Annotated in this window: 18 protein-coding genes, 3 tRNA genes and 1 pseudogene; 5 read left to right on the top strand and 17 right to left on the bottom strand. The window is 64.2% G+C overall.

Features of this window, described 5'->3' with window-relative positions:
- Positions 1-88: 88 nt before the first annotated feature.
- The 8 genes and pseudogenes from LJ362_RS11955 to LJ362_RS11920 form a co-directional block, all read right to left on the bottom strand.
- Positions 89-553, bottom strand: a complete 465-nt coding sequence (locus tag LJ362_RS11955; RefSeq protein ID WP_264799258.1) for a GNAT family N-acetyltransferase — start codon at positions 551-553, stop codon at positions 89-91.
- A gap of 130 nt (positions 554-683) precedes the next feature.
- A tRNA-Leu gene (locus LJ362_RS11950) sits at positions 684-765 on the bottom strand.
- A 136-nt stretch (positions 766-901) separates the two neighbouring features.
- Entirely contained in the window at positions 902-1375 is a 474-nt protein-coding gene (gene bcp / locus LJ362_RS11945) for a thioredoxin-dependent thiol peroxidase (protein ID WP_101553572.1), read from the bottom strand.
- Positions 1376-1514: 139 nt separating this feature from the next.
- A pseudogene (locus LJ362_RS17110) lies at positions 1515-3282 on the bottom strand (acetyl/propionyl/methylcrotonyl-CoA carboxylase subunit alpha).
- A 3-nt stretch (positions 3283-3285) separates the two neighbouring features.
- On the bottom strand, positions 3286-5001 hold the full coding sequence (locus LJ362_RS11935; RefSeq protein WP_264799257.1) for an urea amidolyase family protein: 1716 nt from the start codon (positions 4999-5001) through the stop codon (positions 3286-3288).
- Positions 4998-5816 carry a putative hydro-lyase gene (locus tag LJ362_RS11930; RefSeq protein ID WP_264799256.1) on the bottom strand — a complete coding sequence of 273 codons (819 nt, stop codon included), beginning with the start codon at positions 5814-5816 and terminating at the stop codon, positions 4998-5000. The genes LJ362_RS11935 and LJ362_RS11930 overlap by 4 nt, the downstream gene beginning before the upstream one ends.
- Positions 5813-6598 (bottom strand): LamB/YcsF family protein, encoded by a 786-nt coding sequence (locus LJ362_RS11925; protein WP_264799255.1) that lies wholly within the window; start codon positions 6596-6598, stop codon positions 5813-5815. The genes LJ362_RS11930 and LJ362_RS11925 overlap by 4 nt, the downstream gene beginning before the upstream one ends.
- 2 nt (positions 6599-6600) lie before the next feature.
- Complete coding sequence (locus LJ362_RS11920) at positions 6601-7773, bottom strand: NRAMP family divalent metal transporter (protein WP_264801838.1); 1173 nt, start codon at positions 7771-7773, stop codon at positions 6601-6603.
- A 323-nt stretch (positions 7774-8096) separates the two neighbouring features.
- Here LJ362_RS11920 and LJ362_RS11915 point away from each other — a divergent pair, with 323 nt between their 5' ends.
- Positions 8097-8735: a GntR family transcriptional regulator gene (locus LJ362_RS11915; protein WP_264799254.1), complete on the top strand. Its 639-nt coding sequence runs from the start codon at positions 8097-8099 to the stop codon at positions 8733-8735.
- Between the two features lie 410 nt (positions 8736-9145).
- Here LJ362_RS11915 and LJ362_RS11910 read toward each other — a convergent pair whose 3' ends face one another.
- From LJ362_RS11910 to LJ362_RS11875, 8 genes are all read right to left on the bottom strand, one after another.
- A complete protein-coding gene (locus tag LJ362_RS11910) occupies positions 9146-10339 on the bottom strand; it encodes an alcohol dehydrogenase catalytic domain-containing protein (RefSeq protein WP_264801837.1) in 1194 nt (397 codons plus the stop codon).
- A gap of 444 nt (positions 10340-10783) precedes the next feature.
- Entirely contained in the window at positions 10784-12637 is a 1854-nt protein-coding gene (gene nhaA / locus LJ362_RS11905) for a Na+/H+ antiporter NhaA (RefSeq protein WP_264799253.1), read from the bottom strand.
- Positions 12638-12927: 290 nt separating this feature from the next.
- A tRNA-Lys gene (locus tag LJ362_RS11900) sits at positions 12928-13000 on the bottom strand.
- Between the two features lie 150 nt (positions 13001-13150).
- Entirely contained in the window at positions 13151-13471 is a 321-nt protein-coding gene (locus tag LJ362_RS11895) for a GroES family chaperonin (protein WP_039209700.1), read from the bottom strand.
- Positions 13464-13748: a DUF3618 domain-containing protein gene (locus LJ362_RS11890; RefSeq protein ID WP_062862037.1), complete on the bottom strand. Its 285-nt coding sequence runs from the start codon at positions 13746-13748 to the stop codon at positions 13464-13466. The genes LJ362_RS11895 and LJ362_RS11890 overlap by 8 nt, the downstream gene beginning before the upstream one ends.
- A gap of 96 nt (positions 13749-13844) precedes the next feature.
- Positions 13845-14567 (bottom strand): ASCH domain-containing protein, encoded by a 723-nt coding sequence (locus LJ362_RS11885; protein WP_264799252.1) that lies wholly within the window; start codon positions 14565-14567, stop codon positions 13845-13847.
- Between the two features lie 6 nt (positions 14568-14573).
- On the bottom strand, positions 14574-16202 hold the full coding sequence (locus LJ362_RS11880) for a hypothetical protein (protein WP_264799251.1): 1629 nt from the start codon (positions 16200-16202) through the stop codon (positions 14574-14576).
- A 131-nt stretch (positions 16203-16333) separates the two neighbouring features.
- The gene (locus LJ362_RS11875) at positions 16334-18004 is read right to left on the bottom strand and encodes a hypothetical protein (RefSeq protein WP_264799250.1); all 1671 of its coding nucleotides are present in this window, start codon (positions 18002-18004) and stop codon (positions 16334-16336) included.
- Positions 18005-18231: 227 nt separating this feature from the next.
- Here LJ362_RS11875 and LJ362_RS11870 point away from each other — a divergent pair.
- From LJ362_RS11870 to LJ362_RS11855, 4 genes are all read left to right on the top strand, one after another.
- Positions 18232-18304, top strand: a tRNA-His gene (locus tag LJ362_RS11870).
- 138 nt (positions 18305-18442) lie between these two features.
- Positions 18443-19288 (top strand): PfkB family carbohydrate kinase, encoded by an 846-nt coding sequence (locus LJ362_RS11865; protein ID WP_264799249.1) that lies wholly within the window; start codon positions 18443-18445, stop codon positions 19286-19288.
- 132 nt (positions 19289-19420) lie between these two features.
- The gene (locus LJ362_RS11860; RefSeq protein ID WP_413774253.1) at positions 19421-20314 is read left to right on the top strand and encodes a dihydrodipicolinate synthase family protein; all 894 of its coding nucleotides are present in this window, start codon (positions 19421-19423) and stop codon (positions 20312-20314) included.
- Positions 20315-20493: 179 nt separating this feature from the next.
- Positions 20494-22719, top strand: a complete 2226-nt coding sequence (locus LJ362_RS11855) for a choice-of-anchor I family protein (RefSeq protein ID WP_264799247.1) — start codon at positions 20494-20496, stop codon at positions 22717-22719.
- A gap of 139 nt (positions 22720-22858) precedes the next feature.
- Here LJ362_RS11855 and LJ362_RS11850 read toward each other — a convergent pair whose 3' ends face one another.
- Positions 22859-23677, bottom strand: a complete 819-nt coding sequence (locus LJ362_RS11850) for a siderophore-interacting protein (RefSeq protein WP_264799246.1) — start codon at positions 23675-23677, stop codon at positions 22859-22861.
- Between the last annotated feature and the right edge of the window lie 59 nt (positions 23678-23736).

The raw sequence follows: 23736 nt of genomic DNA, 5'->3' as shown, positions 1-23736 counted from the left end.
TGTTGCTCGAGGCGCTGATCCTGCTCGTTCAGCAGCACTTCGCCCTGGCCTACCGAGCTCGGCCTCTCCTCACTCGGCAACTCCTTGCTCACGACTCCGTCGGCTTCGCGTCGTAGGTGAGCCAGTTAGTCTTCGCCGCGACATCGTCATAGAGCACCTGAGCCTGAGCGTTGTCATCGGCGGTGATCCACCGGACCACCGAACAGCCTTCGGATGCGGCGATCATCTGCAGCCGGGAGATCAAGGCACGGCCGACACCTCGGCCGCGCGCCTCGGGATCGGTGAAGAGATCGTCGAGCCAGATGCCGACGCTGCCGGTCGAGGGCCGTGAGAAACGACGGTAGTCGGCGATTCCGACGATCGATCCGTCCGCCTCGGCGACGAGTCCCTGGCATTCATGGGCGGAGTCGGTCAGCCACGACCACACGCGAGAGACGATCTCCTCGGACGGCGCCAGTCGGTAGAACTCGCGGTAGGCGCGGAAGAGCTCCTTCCAGCGGGCCTCGTCGGTGGGCGTGGTAGGGCGGATCGTCGGGGCTGGGGACGTCGTCATCGGCAGTCCTCTCACTAGGTTCGGTGCACCAATGACCACACTACGTTCTCCGCGGCTGTTCGCGTACAGATGTGATGACAGAAAAGTCCCCGGCGCGGAAGCCTGTCGACTTCCGCGCCGGGGACCGCGGTACGCGAGAGGGGACTTGAACCCCTACGTCCGAAGACACTGGAACCTAAATCCAGCGCGTCTACCAATTCCGCCACTCGCGCTGAAGCGGCCACAGTCGCGGCCACAACGTCCTCAAGATTAGCAGGGGCGGCCCGAGTTGTTGAAAACTCGGACCGCCCCGATGCTCACGTTGAGTACGGGCAGTTCAGCCCGCCCGACGCTCAAGTTGCAGCGGACTCAGGCAGCGTCGATGCCGAGCTCCTTGCGCACGCGGGCAACGTGTCCGGTGGCCTTGACGTTGTACTGGGCGAGTTCGACCTTGCCCTCGGCATCGACGACGACTGTCGAGCGGATGACGCCCTGGACGACCTTGCCGTAGTTCTTCTTCTCGCCGAAGGCACCCCATTCGGTCATCATCGTCTTGTCCTCATCGGAGAGGAGATCGAAGTTCAGCCCCTCCTTCTCGATGAACTGCTGCAGCTTCTCCGGCTTGTCCGGGGAGATGCCGACGACGGCGATTCCGGCGGCCTTGAGTGCCGAGAGCGAGTCCCTGAAATCGCAGGCCTCGGTCGTGCAGCCCGGGGTCATAGCGGCGGGGTAGAAGTACACGACGACCCGCTGACCTCGGAAATCGCTGAGGCTGACGGACTTCCCGTCCTGGTTGACGAGGGTGAACTCCGGGGCGGTGTCGCCGACCGACAGACGTGACATGAATGCTCCTCCTGATCGGGGTGGTCTACGTGATGGACAACCATTGCTGACCACCACTCTATTCCGTTGCCGGGCCCGATGCTCAGGCCGATGCACGCAACCACTTCGACCGATCCTTTCGCCGAGGCGGCTCGCCGTCTCAGTCGACCCGTGCGATGGCCTGACCGACCGCTACGACGTCGCCGATCGCCGCGACCTGGCGCAGCGTTCCCGCGACCGGGGCTTCGACCCGGGTCTCCATCTTCATCGCCGAGAGCACCGCGACCTCGTCACCGGCAGCCACCTGCGCACCATCCTCGACGAGGAAGTCCACAAGGTTGCCCGGCACAGGTGCGGTGATATCCCCGGCGCTCGCCGAGGCGGCTCCACCGGTTCCGGCGCTGCCGCCGTCACCGCCCAGACCGTTGGTGCCCTGACCGGTCCCACCGACCGAGCCGAGGGCCGCGAGCAGTCCGGCGGGCAGTCCGATGGTCGTTAGCTTCCCGTCGATCTCGATCGACATCCGCTGCATCTCACCACCGGCCACCGGATCCGGACGGTCCTGAACCTCGAAGCGCGGCAGCAGTTCGGCCTCGATCCACTGTGTGTGGATGCCGTCGACGCCTTCGACGCCGAGGCCCAAGAACGCTTCATCGGTGAGGATCGCCAACGAACATGGCAGCACGGTGGCGACACCTTCGACGTTGAGCTCCTTCGCCGCAGTCACTGTGCGCGCGATCGCAGCCTCACGATCGGGACCGGCCACAATGAGCTTCGCGAAGAGGGAATCGAAGGCCGGCTGTACGGTGTCACCGGCACGCACACCGGAATCCCAGCGCACGCCGAGGCCCCCGGGCACGTCGAGGACATCGATGCGTCCCGGAGTCGGCAGGAAGCCGCGGCCGGGATCCTCGGCGTTGATGCGCAGCTCGATCGCATGACCGACCGGCTCAGGAGTCGATTCCAGTGATAGACCCTTACCGAAGGCGATGCGGAACTGTTCGGAAACGAGGTCGACTCCGGAGGTCACCTCGGTGATGGGGTGCTCGACCTGCAGACGTGTGTTGACCTCGAGGAACGTCATCGTGCCATCGGCGGCGAGCAGGAACTCGACAGTGCCGGCACCGCGGTAGTCCACCTCGGCGCAGATTGCTTCGGCTGAACGGTGCAGACGCTCTCGCTGCTCTGCCGTCAGCCCGGCGCCGGGCTTCCTCGATGAGCTTCTGGTTGCGGCGCTGCGCCGAGCAGTCCCTGTCGCCGACGGCCACAACACGGCCCTGACCGTCGCCGACGATCTGGACTTCGACATGGCGGGGGCGCTCGAGGTACTTCTCGACGAAGCATTCGGGGCGACCGAACGCCTCGACCGCCTCACGAGTCGCCGATTCGAAGGCACCGGCCACCTCGGAGAGCTCATGGACGATCTTCATTCCGCGTCCGCCACCGCCGTGGGCGGCTTTGATGATGATCGGCAGTCCCGCCTCGGCGGCGAAGGACTCGACCTCGGCCGCGTTCTTCAGCGGTCGATCGATGCCCGGTGCCAGGGGAGCGCCGACCTTCTGCGCGAGCTGACGGGCCGTGACCTTGTCGCCGAGGGCCGTGATCGTGTCCGCGGTCGGACCGATCCAGATGAGGCCGGCGCCTTCGACGGCGGCGGCGAAATCGGCGTTCTCGGACAGGAATCCGTACCCGGGGTGGACGGCATCGGCACCGGCGGACTTCGCTGCGGCGAGGATCGCATCGATGTTGAGGTACGTATCACCCGCTGTCGTCCCGGGCAGAGCGAACGCTTCGTCTGCGAACCGGGCATGCATGGCGTCGGCGTCCTGATCAGCGTAGACAGCCACCGAAGTGTGCCCGTGCTGGGCGCAGGCGCGGATGATGCGGACGGCGATCTCGCCGCGGTTGGCGATGAGGATTCTCGACATTGTTCAGCCTTCGTTCTCGTAGGTGCGGGGTCCTGCGGCGGTGCTGGACGCCTCGGTCGGATGGGCGTTCGGCGACGGTTCGGCAGAGGTGGTGAAGCGAAGCTTCACGCCGGGAGGCAGCTGCGCGGCGAGGTCTACATCATCGACGCTGGCGATGATCGGATAGCCGCCGGTGAGCGGATGGTCGGGCCCGAAGAGCACCGGCTGTCCGTTCGGCGGAACCTGCAGGGCACCGGTGACCGCGCCTTCGCTGGGCAGCTCGCCCGTGCGGGCACGTTCGAGTGGAACCTCACCGTTCAGTCGCAGTCCGACCCGGTCGGATTCGTGGGTGACCGTCCACTCCTGTGACAGCAGAGTCTCGATCCCGCCTTCGGTGAACCAGTCCTCACGTGGTCCCAGCGTCACGCTCAGCGTCACCGTTTCACCCGCCTGCGGCAGGTTCCTCGGCTGCGTGGGATCGGGATCGACGAGGTGGGGCGCCGTCCGCGGATCGTGCACTCCCACCGTGGTGCCTTTGTCCACAGCGGCCGGACCGAGCCCGGCCAGGGTGTCGGCGGAGCTGCTGTCGAGAGCCGTCTCGACAGCGATTCCACCGCGCACGGCGAGGTAGCGGCGGACTCCGCGCTCGGCGGGTCCGAGTTCGAGTTCGTCTCCGTCGGACACGGCAAAGGCCTCGCCGAGGCGGGGCGTGAGCACTGTGCCATCGGCAGCGGTCACGGTGATCGTCCCGGTGGCCCCGGTGACAGCGGCGACGCCGTCACCTGTCGAGCGCAGGAGCACTGCGCCGCCGAAGCTCTCCAGCCCGGCACTGGACTCGGCGTTTCCCACAAGACGGTTGGCGGTGGTCAACGCTGTGCGGTCGGCGGCACCGGCGGCGGAGACTCCCATCGAAGCGAAACCGGGCCGCCCGAGATCCTGGACGAGAAGCTGCAGCCCGGGACGCAGCACCTCGAGGGAGTGGGAAGCCGCGGTGAAGTCGGAGGTGGCAGCTGCGGACTCTGCAGCTGCCTCAGCATCTGACGAACCCTGCGAACCTGGGGCACCCGACCCCACACTCGAGCCCGCGACCTCCACCGTGTCACGCGCCGCCTCGGCGAATTTCACGATCGTGCCGGGGACGAACAGGGCCGGTGGTTCCCGTTCGAGGTCCCACAGCTTTGCATCGGTGCGGCCGATGAGCTGCCAGCCGCCGGGGGAGGAACGTGGGTAGACACCGGTGAACTCTCCGGCCAGCGCCACCGAACCCACGGGCACACGTGTGCGTGGGGACGAGCGGCGGGGCACGTTGAACAGCTCATCGTCGCCGGCAAGGTAGCCGAAGCCGGGGGCGAACCCGGCGAACGCGACCTGCCAGGTGGCGGCTTGGTGGCGGTTGACCACTTCGGTGGGGGAGACGGAGAGGAGGTCGGCCACCTCGGCGAGGTCGTCCCCGTCGTAGTGGACGTCGATCATCACCTCCCGGGCCGTATCCGAGGCCGACTCGCTGTGCCCGAGCCCGCGCACTGCCTCGGCGAGGATCTCGGCGTTCGTGCGCGCGGGATCGAAGCTGATCAGCACGGTGCGGGCGGCGGGGATGAGTTCGGTGACGCCGCGCAGGTCGGCGGCTTCGAGGCTGTGGTGCAACGCCATCGTCGCGCTCAGGTCCGCGCATTCGACGAGGAGGTGGCGCTTCGACGCGGTGTGGAAGGTCAGGGAGTCGGCCTGCGGTGTCGAGGTCATTGGCGGTAGGTGTCTTCCGGTTCGCCGGTGATGAACATCTTCCCAGGTGAGTGCGTGATCGCGAAGGGAATTCCCGAGGCCTGGATGGCGGCTTGCGGGGTGACTCCGCAGGCCCAGAAGACGGGAATGTCGCCGCCTTCGATGACCGGGGCGTCACCGAAATCCGGGGCGCCGAGGTCGTCGATGCCGATCTGGGAGGGCTCGCCGATGTGGATCGGGGCACCGTGGACTGCGGGGAAGCGGTCGGTGATGCGGACCGCCTCGGCGACCTGGGAGGCCGGGATCGGGCGCATGGACACGACCATGTCCCCGCTGATCCGGCCGGCGGGACGGCAGGCCGTCGACGTGCGGTACATCGGAACGTTGCGGCCGGCCTCCTGGTGGCGGATCGGGATGCCCGCCTCGGTCAGCCCGTTCTCGAAGGTGAACGAGCAGCCGATGAGGAAGGACACGAGGTCCGGATGCTGCTCCCAAACTGAAGTGGCATCGGTGACCTCGCCGGTCAGCGCGCCGTTCTCCCAGATCCGGTAGCCGGGAATGTCGGTGCGGATATCGCTGCCGGGGGCGAGTGCGGATGCCAGCTGCCCGGGTTCGAGGACGTCGACGACCGGGCACGGCTTCGGGTTGCGCTGGGTGAACAGGAGGACGTCGAAGGCCCAGTCCACGGGGACGGAGATGAGGTTCGCCTGGACGAGTCCCGGTGCCATCCCCGAGGTGGGACCGTCGAATCCTGCCCGGATGCGTGCGCGAGCTTCCGCACCGGCCGCCCTCATAGTGTCCATGGCAGAGGTGCCTGTGGGGGTGGCGGCGCTCATCGTTCGGCTCCGGCGAAGGCGGCGATCGTGACGCCTTCGGATTCGAGGAGATCACGGGCGGCCCGGGCCATGTCGATGGATCCCTGGCTGTCGCCGTGGAAGCAGATGGACTGCGCATCGACGTCGACGTGGCTGCCGTCGATGGCTTCGACCTGTCCGGTCTGGACGAGGCGCAGGACGCGCGCAGCCACGGCCTCTGGGTCGTGGAGGACCGCGTTCGGCTCCGACCGGGAGACCAGGGAACCGTCGGGGTTGTAGGACCGGTCGGCGAAAGCCTCGGCGGCAACGGTCAGCCCGGACGAGGCGGCGACGCGGTTGGCCACGCTGCCGGCGAGGCCGAGGAAAACCAGCGAGTCGTCGATGGCTTTGACCGCGTCCACGACGACCTTCGCCTGCGCTTCGTCGTGGACGATCGCGTTGTAGAGGCCGCCGTGGGGCTTGACGTAGGAGACGGTTCCGCCGACGGCGGTGGTCAGTCCGATGAGTGCGCCGATCTGGTATTCGACCTGCGCCTGCAGGGTCGCTGCCGGTACGTCGAGGGCGCGGCGACCGAATCCTTCGTAATCGTCGTAGCCGGGATGTGCTCCGATGACGACTCCGCCCTTCGTCGCGGCGGCGACGGTGGCGCGGATGCCTTCGGGGTTTCCGGCATGGAAACCGCAGGACACGTTGGCGCTGGTGACGAGGCCGAGCATGGCGGCATCGTCGCTGACGACGCGGTCGGGAACGTTCTCCCCGAGGTCAGAGTTGAGGTCGATTCTCAGTTCGCTGTTGACAGACAATGTCACCCTCCGATTCCGATCATGGCGAAGATGGGGCCGATGGACTGTGTGGCCGTGTACCACGTGACCAGTGTTGCCGCGGTGCCGATGATGAGCAACCACTTCGGGTACGAATCAGTGCGCAGCAGGCGCGGCCTGAACCAGCCGATGTACATGAAGATCGTCAGACCGATCGGCAGGATGAGACCGTTGAAGCCGCCGACGAAGACGAGCAGCGTGGCAGGCGCCGTGCCGAGGACGAGGTAGACGACGAGCGAGACGACGATGAAGGCCACTGTCGCCAGCTGCAGCGGCCAACCGCCTTTGAGGCGTTTGGAGAACGCCGAGAGGAACGTCGCCGAGGTATAGGCGGCGCCGATGACCGAGCTCAGTGCCGCGGCCCAGAAGATCGCTCCGAAGATGCGCATTCCCGCATCGCCGAGGACTGCGGCGAAGGCCTGACCGGCGGGGTTGGCCACGCTCGAGTCGAGGTCGAGTGCGACGCCGGAGGCGACGACGCCGAGGATGGCGAGGAAGAGGACGTAGCGCATGACACCGGTGACGACGATGCCCGACAGAGCCGAGCGCATGACGGAGCCGGCGTTCTCCGGCCCTGTCTTGCCCGAGTCGAGGTAGCGGTGGGCGCCGGAATAGGTGATGTAGCCGCCGACCGTGCCGCCGACGATCGTGGTCACCGTGGCGAAGTTGATGGTGTCGGGCACGAATGACTGTTTGATCGCCTCACCGACCGGAGGGTTCGAGACGATGGCGACGATGCAGGTGAGGATGATCATCCCGATGCCGAGGACGAGGACGACGGTGTCGACGACCTTTCCGGCGCGTTTGAACAGGAAGATGCCGACTGCCAGGACGCCGGTGAGCAGTCCGCCGAACTTCGGGTCGATGCCCAGCAGCGCGTTGAGGCCGAGGCCGCCGCCGGCGATATTGCCGATATTGAAGGCCAGGCCGCCGACGACGATGAGGATGGACAGGAGGATGCCCGATCCCGGCACTGCCGAGGAGGCCAGCTGGGCAGCACGTTTGCCCGAAGAAGTCACCATCCGCCAGATATTGAGCTGGATGGCGATGTCGATGAGGATCGACGCGAAGATCGCGAAGGCAAAGGCCGCACCCATCTGAGCCGTGAAGGTGGCTGTCTGGGTGATGAAGCCCGGGCCGATCGCCGAGGTGGCCATGAGGAAGATGGCGCCGATGATCGCGCTGCGGCTGATCTTCGAACCGATTTCGCTCTTGGCATTGTCAAGGCCTGAGGCGGTCCCATCCGCAGAAGAGGATTCCGGTGCGTGTGACATAGGAGTCTCCGAATGTCTGGTGGTCAATTGTTTCTTCGTGTGCGCCGATGGGGTGAGGACAGCGATGTCTGTGTCCTGGCACACGTGAAGTGGTAAACAATCTAGCACCTATTGTTCAACAAACATAGACGGGGGTCACACTTTTCGTCGTCGCTTTGTCGACGAGCGGATGGGAGTTCGGGGCGCTGTTTCAGTAGGATGGAGAGGTGAATCACGATTCGTCCCTGGTCAACAGGCTCACCGACCGTCTCATCGCTGGAGAGCTGCGCCCCGGTGAGCGGCTGTCCGAAACCGCGCTGGCGAAGGAATTCGATGTTTCGCGCAATACTCTGCGTGAGGCTTTTCGAGTCCTCGGGGAGCAGGGCTTGATCACGCACATCCCGCACCGAGGTGTGTCCGTGGCGTCACCGAGCACCGCCGATGTCGTCGACATCTACCGGGTGCGCCATCATGTCGAGTGCTCGGTGCTTGAGCATGCTCCGCGCAATCACCCGAACGCCGTGAGGATGGAGGCGGCCGTCGAAGCCGCTGAGAAGTTCGCTGCCGAGGAGAACTGGCTGGAAGTGGGAACGGCGAACATGGAGTTCCACAATGCCGTCGTTTCGCTCTCGGACAGCCGGCGGCTGATGCAGTCGTTCTCCAATGTGCTCGCCGAGCTGCGGTTGGCGTTCCTCAAAGTCGAGGTCCTCGACTTCCTCCATGCGCCCTTCATCGAGCGCAACCGCGAGGTGGTCGAGATCTATCGCTCTGATGGGCCGGGGGCCGCCGCTGCTAGGCTTGCCGTCTACCTCGGGGATTCGGAGAGACAGGTTCTCGGTGCCTATGCCCGCGCCGGTCAGGACTGAATTGGGAAGCTGGGGCTCGTGAGCGCTATTGAACCGGAATCGATGACGCCTCGAGCTGCGAATAGCGGTCGTTCTGAGGAGTCAGCTTGGACGCGCCTTTGAGCTTAGATGAGAAGGGGCCGTTGGATACACCAAGGTAAGCCTGCTTACGAATGTGCTGCCAGTAGTCTGGAGCATCAATCCTTGAGCTCTTCAGAGTTGACCAGCTGGCCGATTGAAATCTGGCGGGTGGCAGAGTTGGCTCACTAAGGTCACGACAACACCTAGCTTCGCGCGAAGCCGTGTCAATCGATGTGAAGACAGACTGATCGGACAGTCAGTGCAGTTCGGGTGCCACCAAAGGCAGCACCCGAACCCGTTCTCTGATGTCGTTAAATGAAGCTTGCAGTCCTTCTGGAGGGTGGATCAGGTCAGGCTGGAATGAGCCCGTGCGGATCGATGATGAACTTGTCCGAAGCACCCTTATCAAAGGTTGCGTAGGCGTCTGGAGCATCGTCGAGACTGATGATCTTCGTGTTGAGCATGTCGCTGAGGTACGGCATGCGGTCCCAGAGAATGGCCATCATCAACTCGCGGTTGTAGTGCATGATCGGTGCCTGGCCGCCCGAGATTCGAGGTGACTTGATCCATGCTTTTCCGAAGTCGAGTGGGAAAGTTCCTTCCTGCTCTGCTTTCGACTCTGCAAGCGGATCGGGGCCGTACACTCCGATGATGCCAGTAGCCCCGCCAGGTCGGGTGGCGTCCATGACCTGATTGATCGCGTGCGCAGGATCCATATCATTGGCGTCACGACCGATTCCATGCGCTTCCGAGCCCACGTAATCTACCGCACAATCCACCATGGGCTCGCCTAGAATAGCTTCGATCTGATCGGTCAGAGGAACATCCTCGTTGAGGTCAATGGTCTCGCAGCCGTTCTGCTTCATCAGATCGAGGCGGTCCTTGTGGTAGTCGCCGACAATGATGCATGACGCTCCGAGGAGGCGAGCTGCCGCTGCCCCGCACCGGCCGACAGGTCCCGCGCCGGCAATATAGACTGTGGAGCCTGGCTTGGCGCCAGCCTCCATGAGTCCGTGGAATGCAGTGGGAAGAATGTCCGATAGGAGGGCCAAGTCGCGGATCTTCTCCATGGCCTGGTCCTTGTCTGGGAAGCGGAGCAGCTGAAAGTCGGCATAGGGCACAAACAGGTATTCCGCCTGTCCACCTTGCCAATTGCCGAGGTTGAACCCGTAGGCTGCGCAGGCGACATCTGGATTCGTAGTCTCGCAGACTTCCGTCCTGCGCGCCCGGCAATTGCGACACCGGCCGCAAGCGACATTGAACGGCACCGAGACGAGATCGCCTTCCTTGAGGAAAGTGACATCGGATCCGAGCTCAACTACCTGGCCTGTCATTTCGTGTCCCATGACCATGCCTTGGGGCACTGGGAAAGAGCCACGGTAGATGTGGAGGTCGCTTCCGCAGATATTCGTAGCGACGATTTTCAGTATGACACCGTGCGGTGCTTTTGCTCCGTCGGGCATCTCCAGTTTTGGGAAGTCGAGATTTTCGACCTGCATGTCTTGTGGATTAGCGAACACTACTGCGCGATTGCCATCAGCCATGATTTTCGTGTCCTTCCATAGGGTGATCATCCAGCTTTCTGCTGGAACTTGCATGCGAAAGCGTTTATTTTTCGCCTGCTGGCTCAGCCTAGGTGAATCGCCCCAGGGATAACAGAGGCAGTGAGATTGGAGGAACGAGATTCTCTCTTGCCAGTGAAATACGCCGACGAGCTCGAGTATCGTGCTGTCGAGCGTGTCGTCCGTGCCGAAGCCGATCTGGACGTCGCAAACGGGGCGAACACGCAATACGCGGTTGTGGCCTGGTGTAACACGACCTGACTGCACCCAGCGACGAGTTGCCGCCCGCCACTCGAGGTCCATTCGGAGTGGATCAACCAGTCCGCGACAGAACCCGCGGCTGCCAAGGAGACCAGGATAGGAGCCTCCGGGAAACCCGCGGGTTGACACTCCTCGGTAGTAGTCGCCGACCCCCTCACCATCCTTTCAGCGGGGTGCCTCCTGGGTACGTGTGCCGCGCCTCCTCGCTTCGAGCGCCGCAGTCAACGTCCGGGCGTCATAGTCGCCCAACAGGCGCCGACCTTCGACAAAGAACGTTGGAGTGGCATGAGCACCGCTGGCCTCGGCACTCACGAGGTCGCGGTTGACTCGTTGCGCGACAGCCTCGCTGTCCATGTCTTGGATGAAACGATCGACGTTCAGCCCGAGCTCTTCCGCATAGGCAAGGAGATGCTCCCGCTCGAGCGCGTCCTGGTGCGTGAATACGAAATCGAGCCATCGCCAGAACTCGCCTTGGTTTGCAGCTGCTTCAGACGCTTTTGCAGCCAATGGCCCGTGTGGGTGGTGGGGAAGATGCCGCACTACGTAACGAAGATCGTCGCCGAATTGCGCGCGCAGGTCGTCCCAGGAGCCAGTGGCGTGTGCACAGTACTCGCACTCGAAGTCGATATATTCGACCAGTGTCAGCTTGGCGTCCTGCGGGCCGCGAATGTGATCGACTTCGGGATCGACCGTAGGATCGAGCACCATCGGCAGATCTGCAGTCTCCTCACCCCAGCGCTTGGCAGCGATCTTGAAAATCAACCAGCCCAGGGCAACGGCGAGCACCATGGAGACCAGGACACCCACAGTCGCCTGTCTCCCGAGATCAGTTGTCGAGCCGAAGGCAAGTCCGATGACGAGCAGAGAGACGGTGAACCCGATGCCTGAAAGCGCTGCACCGCCGAACACGCTGCCCATTCCCACCCCTTCTGGCGGTCGGCCAAGGCCCATCCGGACTGCCAGCAGAGTGGCAAAGCCAATTCCAAGAAGCTTACCGAGTACGAGGCCGGCAATGACTCCCCAGGTCACGGAAGAGCCGAGGGAATCAGCGAGCAATCCACCTCTGAGGTCGACGCCGGCATTGGCGAGTGCGAAGATCGGCACGACAAGCAGCGCAGTGGGCCAGCGAAGGACTTCGTGCATTCTCTCGTTCACCGAGATCCCCCGTGCGAGGCCGCGGTTGACACCGCGCGCCGAGGCGGCGCTGGGCGACTGCCAGAAGTCACGGAAAAGCTGGCGGGCAGCAACTACCTCTTGGCGCTGGGTAGGGTAGGCAGGGATGAGCAGCCCGGCTATCATGCCCGCGAGTGAAGCATGAACCCCGGAAGAGACAGTGGCGAACCACAGAACAATCACAATGATCACATAAGGCCCCGTAATCCACTGTCGTGAACGGCCAAGCGCCCACAAGCCGATGAGGCAGGCTAGAGCGATCAACAATGGGACAAACTTGATCTCATCGCTATAGACAATGCCGATGATCGATACTGCCAGGAAGTCATCGACCACTGTCAGGGTGAGGAGGAAGACACGCAACTGACCTGACAGTCGTGGACCCACTATTGCCAAGGCGCCGAGCATGAACGCTGTATCCGTTCCGACGACAGCACCCCATCCGCCAAGTCCGCTGCCGCCGGACAAGCTGACGACAAACGCATACACGAGAGCCGGGAGAGCGACGCCTGCGACGCCAGCTATCAAAGCGAGTTGAGCACGACTTCGATCGCGCAAAGATCCGTGCGCGAACTCTTGCCGCACCTCCAGTCCGACAACAAAGAAGAAGATCACCATGAGTCCGTCGTTGATCCAGTGGTGCAGAGTCATATGCATGCCCACGGGACCGACATCGAAGCCGACCTCCTGATGCCAGAGCGCGAAATAGCTTTCAGATAACGGCGAGTTCGCCCACGCAAGCGCCAATACTGTGACCAGCGCCAGAAACATCGCCGATCCGGACTCTGTTCGTAGACTGCGTACGATTTGACCGAGACCTGGCTTACGGTCAGCGAAGTTCTGCATGGAGGGAGTCTATCTGAACTTGCTGTTGTATCTTCATACCGAGGCACCTGAGGACCAGTGGTTGTTCGGTAGTCCCTGGGCCTGGCTATCATCGCGTGGGGCCCCGAAGGTGGCGAAACTCAAGATGGGCTGGGAGGAGACGATCGGCTTCTCAGGGACCGAAAGCAGTGTCGAGGCTGACACGTCCAGTCCAGACCCAAATCTTGGCCTACAGCCCACGATTCTCTTCGCGGGAAAGAGAACAGAAAACCGCCACCCGGATGATCCGAATGGCGGTTCTCAGTTCTCTGTGCACCCCCCGGGACTTGAACCCGGAACCCACTGATTAAGAGTCAGTTGCTCTGCCAATTGAGCTAGAGGTGCTTGCCGCACATGCTGTGCAACGAGAATTAATATTACTCAGGTGTCGACCGATCATGCAAACCGAGATCGGCCCATATTCAGTTTTGTGATGAAGGTCGCAAGCTCCTGGTCAGAGTCCCTTTCCATGGGGCTGCGAACCCCAAAGGATCCCTACAGGTACATTCCGGAACTCGACTGTTCGGCAGGTTCGGAGATTGCGTGGACGTCGCGTTCGCGCAACAGCACATACGCGCGTCCCTCGAGCTCCACCTCGGCGAGTTCCTCGGGATCGTAGAGTACGGTATCGCCGAGGTTGGCCTGCCTCACGTGCGGGCCGGCCGCTACGACCTTGCCCCACACGAGGCGTCTGCCCATGCTGGCGGTGGCGGGAATGACGATGCCCGCCGAGGATTTGCGTTCCCCGGCTTCCGCGCTGGGTTCGAGCAGGATCCGATCATGGAGCATCCGGATCGGTAGTGCGGCATCAGCCACGCTTGCGACCGGAGAGTCCGACGATGAGGGCGGCCACACCGAGGACGGCACCGGCACCGAGTGCGATGATTTCGGGCTTGGGGGAGCCGTCTTCCTCGACGACCTCGGACTTCGCCTTGTTGACGGCGCGCGTCGCCAGCACCTTTGGGTGGATGCGGCCGACGAGCTCGTCGATGTTCTCGGCGATGCGCTCCTCGCGCAGTCGGATCGACTCCGCGAGCTGCGCGGTTGTCGCCTGGTCGACGGTCACATCTGAGGTGTAGACGTTGTCAGTCATCGGGTCGAGTCCTCCCGGTCGAGAATGCTTTGCTGCGTCTGTGACCTTGTGCCACAGTGCTTCGCTGTCCAGCTTAGCGGCTGGGCACTGTGAGTGTCAGATATCGGCCGCGGTTCGACGGAATCTTACGATCTCGACGCTCGCGTCCGCGGGCATGGTCGGGTAGTGCCCGCGGAGATTGGCGATATACCGCTCCAATCCACTCGGGCGGGTGAGGTCGAGATCCTCAGGTCGCAGTTCGTCGAGTCGCTTCACCATCACCGAGGCGACTTCCACGGGGAGCGTGCCATGCGCGGTGTTCTCGAAGTACGCCAGAGCCGGACCCGTGCGGTGGCCTTCGTTCCACCGCACCGTCAGCGTCTTCGTCCCGTCCGCGACGGCCTCGAAGTATCTAGCGTGGAACCTCAGCAGCCGTTTGGGATCAGAATCCGGATGTCGGTAGGAGTGGGGGAGCAGGGCGGGGATCGGGGCGATCGACGTCTGGCCAGTGGTGTTGTCGGGTACGACGACGAGCGCATCAGGATGGAGGTCGAGGATGACCTGACGGCAGCGTCCGCACGGGGCCAGCACACCGCGGTTCCGGTCGCCGACCGCAGCGATCGTGACCAGTGGTCCGGCGTTCGCTGCCGCGGCGGCACCGATCACGACGAGTTCCGCGCAGGGTCCGCCGGTGAAGTGAAAGACGTTGACGCCGGTGTAGATGCGACCGGAGGTGTCCATCGCGGCAGCGGCAACGGTGTGGTTGTCATCGCTGCCGAGTCCCCTAACGAGCTGCTCGGCAGCGGCGATGACTCGCAGTTCGGAGTCGAATAGGTCCACGCGGCCTCACTCCTGTTTTCCGCGGCGTCCCATGAGGTAGATGATGAACCCGACCGCGGCCATACCGGAGGCGGCGAGGACGAAGATGGGCCAGGAGCTGACGATCGTGGAGATGATGGATTCGCCGAACGAGGTCGCCGGATTCTGGTTGGCTCGCGGGGACGGCTGATCGCCACCCGTGATGAGGTCCGTATCGTCTTTGGGCGCAGGCTCGTCGGGGTTGCGAGGCACAGGGTCCGAGTAGTCAGGGGTTTCGGTATCCTCGTCATCCCCGGGCAGCCATTCATCACCAGCATTGCCGGGAATGGTCTCGCGCTCATCATCGGGGGAGCCGTTGCCGTTCGACGGGTCCGGGGTGGTGCCGTCGGCATCAGAGGCGCCGATCGACGAGCCGGAACCATCCTTGTCCGAATCCTTCTCGTCATCGTCGCCGGAATCCGAACTGGAGCCCGACCTGTCGGAATCGCTGCCGCGTGAGCCGTCCGAGCCTGAGCCGGTGTCGGCGTCAGATTCTCGGCCGTCGGAGTCCTTGTCGCCAGACGTGTTCGCGCGGTCCTTCGATCCTGAATCCGACGAAGTGGAGCCATCGGTCGAGGTAGTGCTGTCGTCAGAGGCTTCGCTGGCCGAGGAAGAGCCGTCCTTGCCAGCCCCGCGGTCGTTCGCAGAGCCGTCGTCGGAGGTGGCGCCGTCCTTACTGGCGTTCTTGCCTTCGTCCGGGTCACTGTTGGCGGTGGCGCCGTCAGACGAGTCCGACCCATCCGCTGTTGGAGAGGAGCCGCTGTCGGCCGTCCCGTCCTTTTCGGTGCCGGCGTTCGAGCCGTCGTTGGAGGAACCGTCTGGGTCGGTGGACGCGCCGGCCCCGTCCTCGTTGTCGGGATAGGGCTGCCCATCGGTGACGGCGATCTGGCCGTTGTCGTTGAGCGCGAAAGTCCAGGCGGGGTCAGGCCCATTGACGGCATCAAAGTTCTCGAACTCCACTGGACCGGAACCGTCGGCACCGACGATCACGCCGTCTTCATTGAACTCAACGCTATTTGGGATAGAAGCCTGTGCGGTAGCTTCGGCGACGAGCTGGCCGCTGTCGTCGGTGTCCGAATCGTTCTCGGTCGACGCATCGGAATTGGTGTCGGACGACTGCGCCGGAATGCGCTTCATCGCCTGTTTGGGGACTTTGAATGGCTTTCCGACCCAGCTGTTCGGCAGGGTGCCTTCAGGCTCGTCCTGATCGTTCGCTGGAACTGACAGCTGACTGCCGATCGTCTGCCACTTGGCGGTGAGCTCACCTTCGATCTCGCACGGTTCGTCCGAGTTCCACTTCGGATCCTTACAGGCCTTGTCACCGTCTTCGGTCGGATCCGGATCGGGGTCGCTGTCGGCCCCTCCCTCGGATTCGGCGCTGCTCGAATCCGCGTCGGCACCATTGGTGCCTTCAGCAGTTGAACCACCATCATCGTCGGCAGATGAATCGGCTCCGGCGGAAGCGCCAGCCTCGGCACTCGCACTGGCTTCGGCCGTGGGACTGGGACTCGGCTGGGCGAATGCAGGTGTGAACGTCGCCGAGATCGGTAGTGCTGCCAGGGCAAGCGCTGCGCCGATTGCGGCGGCTCTGCGGCTGAACCTGTGTGAGACTGGCACTACGTTCCTTCGCGGTGGGGATTCCGACTTCATTGGGTCAAGGGGACATGACGTTCAGACACATCGGGCACTATCTTAGTGTCTCGGCCAGATGTGTTAAAGCCATAGGCGTGTTTCGCCGTGGCGCGGAATCAGCGATCCTGCGTCTCTGACTTCTTCGGATATGCCCGAACTGTCGAGTCGTCGCCGAGCACCAGGGCCTCGTTGCCCTTGTCGACGACCGCCAGCAGATCGGTGTCGGTCTTGAACGCATGTTTGCCGGCGAGCAGGCACGAGGTGCTCGTGTCCATCGTGCAGGGCACGATGGATCCGCGCGGTTCGGAGAGATGGATATCGCGGCTGGAGACGTCCATCAGCAGCAGACCCGACTCCAGGTCGAAGAGATACGGACCGATATAGGCGCGTTCTCCCGCCTGCCCGCGCACCCAGGACTTCTCGCCGACGATGTCGGTCGTCGTCGTCACGGTTGAGAGGATCGACCCGTCGTCGAGGGAATGGACGACGAGCTGGATCCTGTGACCGGAGTTCGTCGAAGCGCCCTGTTCGCCCCACAGCGTGATCGCTTTTCCGTGGCCGGCCGAGATCCAGTCGATGACCCTCAATTCGTCGCCGGGGCTTTCGAGCTTGATGCTGCGTTCGTCGCCGGACTTGATGTTCTTCGCTTTGACCGGACCGTTCCAGTCCGAACTGAAGATCTCATCGTCATCGATGGCCATCGGTGTCGAACCGGCCTGCGGGGTGGGCACGTCGACCAGGCCATCGGCACCGAAGGTCGAGAGCTTGTTGCCCGACTTGATGAGCACGCTCTTGCCGGCGGAGGTGATGCGTGCCGTCTCCGGCAGCTGGTAGGTCTTCGGCTTCGATTCCCCGTCAAAGAGCGCCTCGGCGGTATTGCCCGATTGCCACAGCAGGGCCGGCCGACCGTCGATGACGGTGTCGACGGCGAAAGTCGGGGACTCATCGATCTTGGCCTTGTACCGCGACTTGCCTGTGTCGGCGTCGAGGACTTCGAGGCGGTTGTCGTTGACGAGGAGCACACCGCGATCAGAAGCCGTCACCGAGGCGCGCTTGGGCACCTCGGCTTCCCACGTGGGGGAGTTGTCGTAGCTGGGAACAATGTCCTGGGTATTGTCGACGGAGAGCTCGGAGGCGGGGTTGACCTGCTGCTCCGAACCGATCGTCTGCGGGGTATCGGGGGAGTCGACGGGGACGATATTGGGAACGACGAAAGCGCCGATCATGAGGATCGCCAGACCGATGAGCACGAGCCCTGGGATGGTGATCTTCTTCAGCCGCTGCGGACGATTGCGTGCCGACCGTTTGCGCACCGGTGTCTTCTTCACCGTCGGCGCGGCCGGTGTGGCCGGTCCGGAGAACGGCGTGCCCATCGGGTAGCTGTCGCCGTTCGACCCTGATGAGTCTTCTTGGGCTGCGAAGCCGTTCTGTCCGCTGGCGGTCCGGCCGTTAGTGTTCTCGCTGCCTGTGCTCTGGTCGGCGTTCTCCGAATCTCCGGTCGGCTCAGCCGAACCATGCACGGACGAAGCGGTCGACGATTCGTCCGCGACCTCCTCGGCGCCGGAGTCATATGTGGGAACCGCCCCGACTCGGCCATTCTCATCGATGCCGATCTCAGCCGTCTTCGTGCCGTCGTCGATCGTCACGGTCAGAGGGGTCGCGGTCTCCTTGGCATAGTCGCCGAGGTAGGAGATGGCCTGTCCGGTGTCCGAATAGCGACTCGTCGCCCCGTTGAGGGTGGTGTAGGTGAACCCGTCATCGGAGACGGAGATCAACGCACGAGGCATGTACAGGGTTCCTTGACAGCTATCGAGGACAGGGCCGAGTCAATACTAATGAATGTCGAGGGTCGCTCCTACCAGTTTTCCGAAACCGTTATAGATCGCTACTGAATCGTTGCACGTAATGAGATCTGCGTCTCATCCGGCGGAAGGGGCGGTTCTGGTTTGCCCGGGTCAGGCGGGTGCGGTTAAGATGTATCTTGCTGTCTGCGCCTTGAGGTGCAGCGCATGTGGTGGGTATAGCTCAGCTGGTAGAGCGCCGCGTTGTGGTCGCGGATGTCGCGGGTTCAAGTCCCGTTACTCACCCCGATCGGGAAGCCCCGTGATCTGTGCAGATGGATCACGGGGCTTCTCTCATGCCCGCCGTGTGCCCATGTTTTGCCCACACCCGCCCGACCCCGATCGTCGACAGCCTGCCTTCTCTCGATCGTCGATAATGGGGCCATGACCATCGACTGCTCCCTGACGGTTGTCGGCAGCATCAACGCCGATATCACCGCCACCACCACCCGCCTCCCTGCCGCCGGTGAGACCGTGGGGGGAGGCAGACTGTCCCGTTCTCCCGGCGGGAAGGGGGCGAACCAGGCCGCCGCTGCCGCGCGTCTCGGTGCGCGGACCCGCATGATCGGTGCAGTCGGCCCGGACTCCGACGGCAGGGCAATGCTCGAGGCCCTCCGGATTGCCGGAGTCCGGACCGATGACATCGCCGAGGCGACCGCCGAGACCGGGACCGCGCTCATCATGGTCGACACTCACGGTGAGAATCAGATCGCCGTCTGCGAAGGAGCGAATGCCGAGGTCAGTCTCGCTGGAATCGAATTCGGTGCCGACGAAGCCGTGCTCACTCAACTCGAGATCTCCCTCGACCTCATCGTCGAACTCGCCGACCGCGTGCCCGGGTTCCTCGCCGTCAATGCGGCTCCCGCCCTTCAGCTGCCCGCCGAGGTGGTCGACCGTGCCGATCTCATCATCGTCAACGAATACGAGTACTTCCAGCTGCCGCAGCTGCAGACCGCGCAGCTCGTGGCTGTCACCTACGGGGCGGAAGGGTCGGCGCTGCTGCGAAGAGGTGAGCAGATCGCCTTCGCCGAGGCGGTCCCCGCGAATCCCGTCAGCACCGTCGGTGCCGGAGACGCCTACTGCGCGGCGCTGACCATCGGTCTGACCGGCGGACTCGAGCCGGAACGCGCGCTGCGGGCAGCCAACGCCGTCGGTGCTGCGGCTGTGGAAGTCGCCTCGGCGCAACCGGAGTTCGACCCGTTCGAGACGTACCTGCCTACTCTCGACTGACCTGGCAGACTGAACGCAAGCGGGCCCATCCGCTGCTGCCGACCGCGTTTCGTCGCGGCCACCCGAGGTTCGCGCCATCGGTGGCCCGCGTCCACCCGAGGAGGATCATTGACGAACACCCCCGACCCGTCCCTGTTCACCGGGCTGAGTGCCTTTCCGCTGACCCCGCTGAAGGACGATTCCCTCGACGAGGATGCCTTCATCGGGCTCATCGAACGTCTCGTTCTCGCCGGAGTCGACTCGATCACGGCGCTCGGATCGACCGGTTCGTATGCTTACCTCGACACCGACGAACGCGCCCGGGTGGCGCAGCTGAGCGTCGAAACCGCCCTGGACATCCCCGTCTTCATCGGAGTCGGTGCGCTGCGGACGAGAGACGTTCTGGCCAATGTCGCCTCCGCCGAAGCGGCCGGAGCGCAGGGGCTGCTGCTGGCACCGGTGAGCTATCAGCCGCTGACCGAGGATGAGGTGTTCGCACTCTTCCGCACCGTCACAGAGTCCACCGACCTGCCCGTCGTCGTCTACGACAACCCCGGCACCACGCACTTCACGTTCACCACCGAGCTCTACTCGCGTCTGGCTGGGCTCGACGGTGTGGCCTCGATCAAGATCCCCGGAGCACCTGCCTCGCCCGCCGGATGGGACGAGCGCATCGGCGAGATCCGTGCGGCCATCGGCAGTGAGGTGACGATCGGCATCTCCGGCGATGCCCATGGAGCGGAGGGCCTCATCGCCGGCTGCGACGCCTGGTACACGGTCATCGGCGGCACCCTGCCCGAACCGGTACTTGAGATCACCCGGGCGGCCGAACTCGGCAACGCCGATCTCGCCCGCGAACTGTCCGCCGAGCTGCAGCCGCTGTGGGATCTGTTCACCGAGTTCGGCGGCAGCCTGCGCGTGACTGCCGCCATCGCCGAACACCTCGGTCTCGTAGGCGCGGACAGCCTGCCCCTGCCGGTCCGCGATCTCGACGACGCGGCGAAGCGCAAGGTCGCCGAGGTGGCCGAGAGCCTCGACTTCGCCTGAGCTCGCCCCCTGCCGTCCACTCCGAAACCCCGCCGTTCACTTCGAACCGCAACGGTTCCGGGTGAACGAGTTCACCGTCCGTCCATCTGCGGTTCGGAACCGGTCCATTCCGGGTGTCTAGGAATAGGTGATTGTGGGTCCATTCGGCCCGCGACATCTTTTCGAAATCCGGAGAACCGATGACGATCCCACTGTCCGCGAAAACGCTCACGGCCTCGGCGGCCGCCCTGCTGTTGACCACCGGTTTCACAATCGGCGGCACAACGACGGGCACGAGCACCGCCCACGCCGCAGAAGTGGACGATCCGATCAGCTCCTCGGCTTCGGACGCACAGATCGAGATGGACTTCCTCGGCTCCCACGAGACCGGACAGTTCGACGAATCCGCCGCCGAGATCACCGCCGTCCACGGCGATACCGTCTTCACCGTCAACGCGCAGGCGGCCACCGTCGACGTCATCGACGCCTCCGACCCGACCAACCCGCAGAAGGTCTCCGAGATCACCGGGACCGGGGTCGCGAACTCGATCTCCGTCCGCGAGGACGGTCTCGGCGTCATCGCCCTCGAGGACGAGGACAAAACGCAGCCGGGCACCGTGATGTTCTTCGACGCGAACGACCCCGAGGCGGACATCCTCGGCGAGGTTCCCGTCGGGTCCCTGCCCGACATGGTCACCGTCACCCCGGACGGCGCCCACGCCCTGGTGGCGAACGAGGGCGAACCGGCCGATGACTTCTCGACCGATCCGGAAGGGTCGGTGTCCGTCATCGACCTTCCCGCCGAGGTGGCCGCGCCGTCGGACGCGGACGTGCACACAGCGGACTTCCACGAGTTCGAGGACGACGGAGCGAAGACCCTGCCCGAGGATGTGCGGATCTTCGGACCCACACCCGAAGAGGACCTGCCGATCTCGCGCAATCTCGAACCCGAGTACATCACCGTCGCCGGTGACAAGGCCTACGCAACCCTGCAGGAAGCGAACGCGATCGCGGTCGTCGACATCGCCTCGGCGTCGGTCGAGGAGATCCTCCCGTTGGGACTCAAAGATCATGGCCGGGCAGGCAACGGACTCGATGCGTCCGACCGGGATCCCGAGGATGCTCCGACCGTGAACATCACGGCATACGAGGGGCTCAAGGGCGCCTACATGCCCGATACGATCTCGACGTTCACCTCCGGCGGAACCGACTACCTGGTGACCGCGAACGAGGGTGACTCCCGCGAATGGGGCGACTTCGTCGATGCGGCCAGGGTCAAGGACCTCGGCGAGGACGGCCTCGCGCAGGTCTGCGAGACCTCGCCGCTGGCGGACAAGCTCGGCGACGAGGACCTCGGACGACTGAACATCATCACCGATCTGGGTCTGAACGACGCCGGCGACTGCTATGAGGAGCTCGTGGCTTTCGGCGCCCGCTCATTCTCCGTGTGGACCACCGACGGGAAGCTCGTCGCCGATTCCGCGGATGAGTTCGAACGTCTGACCGCCGAGGCTGTGGCCGAGTTCTTCAACTCCAACCACTCCGAGTCGAACCTCGAAGGACGCAGCGATGACAAGGGGCCCGAGCCCGAGGCGCTGACCATCGGTCAAGTGGGGGAGACGACCTACGCGTTCGTCGGCTTCGAACGCATCGGCGGAATCGCGGCCTTCGACCTCAGCGACCCGAGCGCCCCGAAGTTCGCGACCTACTTCAACAACAGGGACTTCTCGGTCTCCGTCGAGGACGAGATCGAGGATGCCACTGAACCTGCTGCGCTGCTCTCGAGCGCGGGGGATCTCGGGCCGGAGGGCATCACGTTCCTCGGCCCCGATGAGTCGCCGACGGGTGAGGCTGCGCTCGTCGTCGGCAATGAGGTCTCGGGAACGACGAGCCTCTACTCGGTGGCCGATCTCGCAAACGGTGGCAACGACGGCGACGATGAGAACGCCGATGCCGATGGCGCGGGTGCCGATGAGGATGCCGGCACTGATGAGGACGCCGGTGGCGACGACAACGCCGGTACTGATCAGGAAGCCGGCGCAGACGACAACGCGGGTGCCGACGACAACGCGCACGAGGATGCTCAGGCTGACGCGGCCGGCAGTGAGTCCAACTCCGAGGCCGGTGCGAACGACAACGCTCGGGCCGATGCGGGCAGCGAATCAGATTCGGGCAGCGAATCGGACTCGGCAGGCAACTCGAACGCAGGCTCCAGCAGCGATCCTGACGCAGGGTCGGACTCAAGCGCTTCAGACGTGGGCTCGAGTGCAGACGGTTCCGAAGCTTCCAACGACGCCGACGGTGACGGTGACCCGCTGCCGCGCACCGGTGCCGACCTCGGTCAGTACCTCATCCTCGGCGGCATCGCTGTCGGTCTCATCGCCATCGGCACTGCGGCCTTCTTCCTCGCCCGCCGTCGCAGCTGACACCTAGCCGCACACGACTGCCGACAGCTCACCTCAGCGTCGACCGCTCACCCTATGGCACGAGCGGTCAGCGGCGGCGCCGACGCTGACTAGAGCGGTCGACGGCGACCTGAGCGGTCAGTGTGACCAGGCAGGGAAATCAGTCGATCTGGCCGATGGGCTCGCGCTTCTCGGCCTGGAACTGGTCCTCGGCGCGGCCGCGTGCCCAGTAGGCGGAGATCGACAGTGACTCCCGCGGCACTTCGCGGTCCTTGAGGATCTTGCGGATCGCCTTGATCGTCTCGCGCTCGCCGTGGGCGAAGACCTGCGGAGTACCCGCACGCCATTCGAGCCCCTCGACTGCGGCAATGAGCTCCCTATCCGAGTCCACCCATCTCACCTCGACGCCTTCCGGCGCCTCGGGCAGAACCCGGTCGGCATCGTCGGCGACATAGGCCAGGACAACCCCGGTGGCTTCGGTGGGCATCGCCTCGATGGCCGAACTCACCGCGGGGATCGCGGAATGGTCGGCGATGAGCAGGTGCCAGTCGGACTCGGCGGCAGGGGCGTACTTGCCGCCCGCGCCGGAGAGGACCAGCGTGTCTCCCGGCTTCGCGCTCTTCGCCCACGGTCCGGCGATTCCGTCATCGTCGTGGATGACGAAGTCGATGCTCAGCCACTTCTCGTTTAGGTTGATCTCGCGCACCGTGTAGGTACGGCGACTCGGCAGCTTCTCGGGGGATTGCTCGCGCAGCTTCGTCAGGTCGTAGGGCGGGACGAGCCCGTGGGCCGGATCGGCGAAGAGGAGCTTGACGTACTTGTCGGTCGCATCGTTCGAATCGATGTTGTCGAAGGTGTCCCCGCCGAGGCGGATCCGCACCAGGTGCGGGCTGACTTCGGTCGTCTCGAGCACGGTGAGAACAGCCTGCTGGCGGACAGGTCGTGCGGTGCGTTCGGGGGTGTTGGGTGCGGTCGTCACAGGCGGCCTTTCTCAAACGGGGTGCCCCTGGAAGCTCACGGTCGGCCTTGAAGTGTGGA

This window comes from Brevibacterium sp. JSBI002 (genome assembly GCF_026013965.1).
GTDB lineage: Bacteria > Actinomycetota > Actinomycetes > Actinomycetales > Brevibacteriaceae > Brevibacterium.
The sequence above is the reverse complement of the archived record's forward strand: the minus strand, read 5'-3'. Positions and strand labels throughout refer to the sequence as shown.

Excerpts from the sequence above, each read along its gene's own strand:
- LJ362_RS11955 (WP_264799258.1), bottom strand. The coding sequence starts at position 553 with ATGACGACGTCCCCAGCCCCGACGATCCGCCCTACCACGCCCACCGAC.
- bcp (WP_101553572.1), bottom strand. The coding sequence starts at position 1,375 with ATGTCACGTCTGTCGGTCGGCGACACCGCCCCGGAGTTCACCCTCGTC.
- LJ362_RS11935 (WP_264799257.1), bottom strand. The coding sequence starts at position 5,001 with ATGACCTCGACACCGCAGGCCGACTCCCTGACCTTCCACACCGCGTCG.
- LJ362_RS11930 (WP_264799256.1), bottom strand. The coding sequence starts at position 5,816 with ATGAGCGCCGCCACCCCCACAGGCACCTCTGCCATGGACACTATGAGG.
- LJ362_RS11920 (WP_264801838.1), bottom strand. The coding sequence starts at position 7,773 with ATGGCCACCTCGGCGATCGGCCCGGGCTTCATCACCCAGACAGCCACC.
- LJ362_RS11910 (WP_264801837.1), bottom strand. The coding sequence starts at position 10,339 with ATGGCTGATGGCAATCGCGCAGTAGTGTTCGCTAATCCACAAGACATG.
- nhaA (WP_264799253.1), bottom strand. The coding sequence starts at position 12,637 with ATGCAGAACTTCGCTGACCGTAAGCCAGGTCTCGGTCAAATCGTACGC.
- LJ362_RS11890 (WP_062862037.1), bottom strand. The coding sequence starts at position 13,748 with ATGACTGACAACGTCTACACCTCAGATGTGACCGTCGACCAGGCGACA.
- LJ362_RS11875 (WP_264799250.1), bottom strand. The coding sequence starts at position 18,004 with ATGCCTCGTGCGTTGATCTCCGTCTCCGATGACGGGTTCACCTACACC.
- LJ362_RS11865 (WP_264799249.1), top strand. The coding sequence starts at position 18,443 with ATGACCATCGACTGCTCCCTGACGGTTGTCGGCAGCATCAACGCCGAT.
- LJ362_RS11855 (WP_264799247.1), top strand. The coding sequence starts at position 20,494 with ATGACGATCCCACTGTCCGCGAAAACGCTCACGGCCTCGGCGGCCGCC.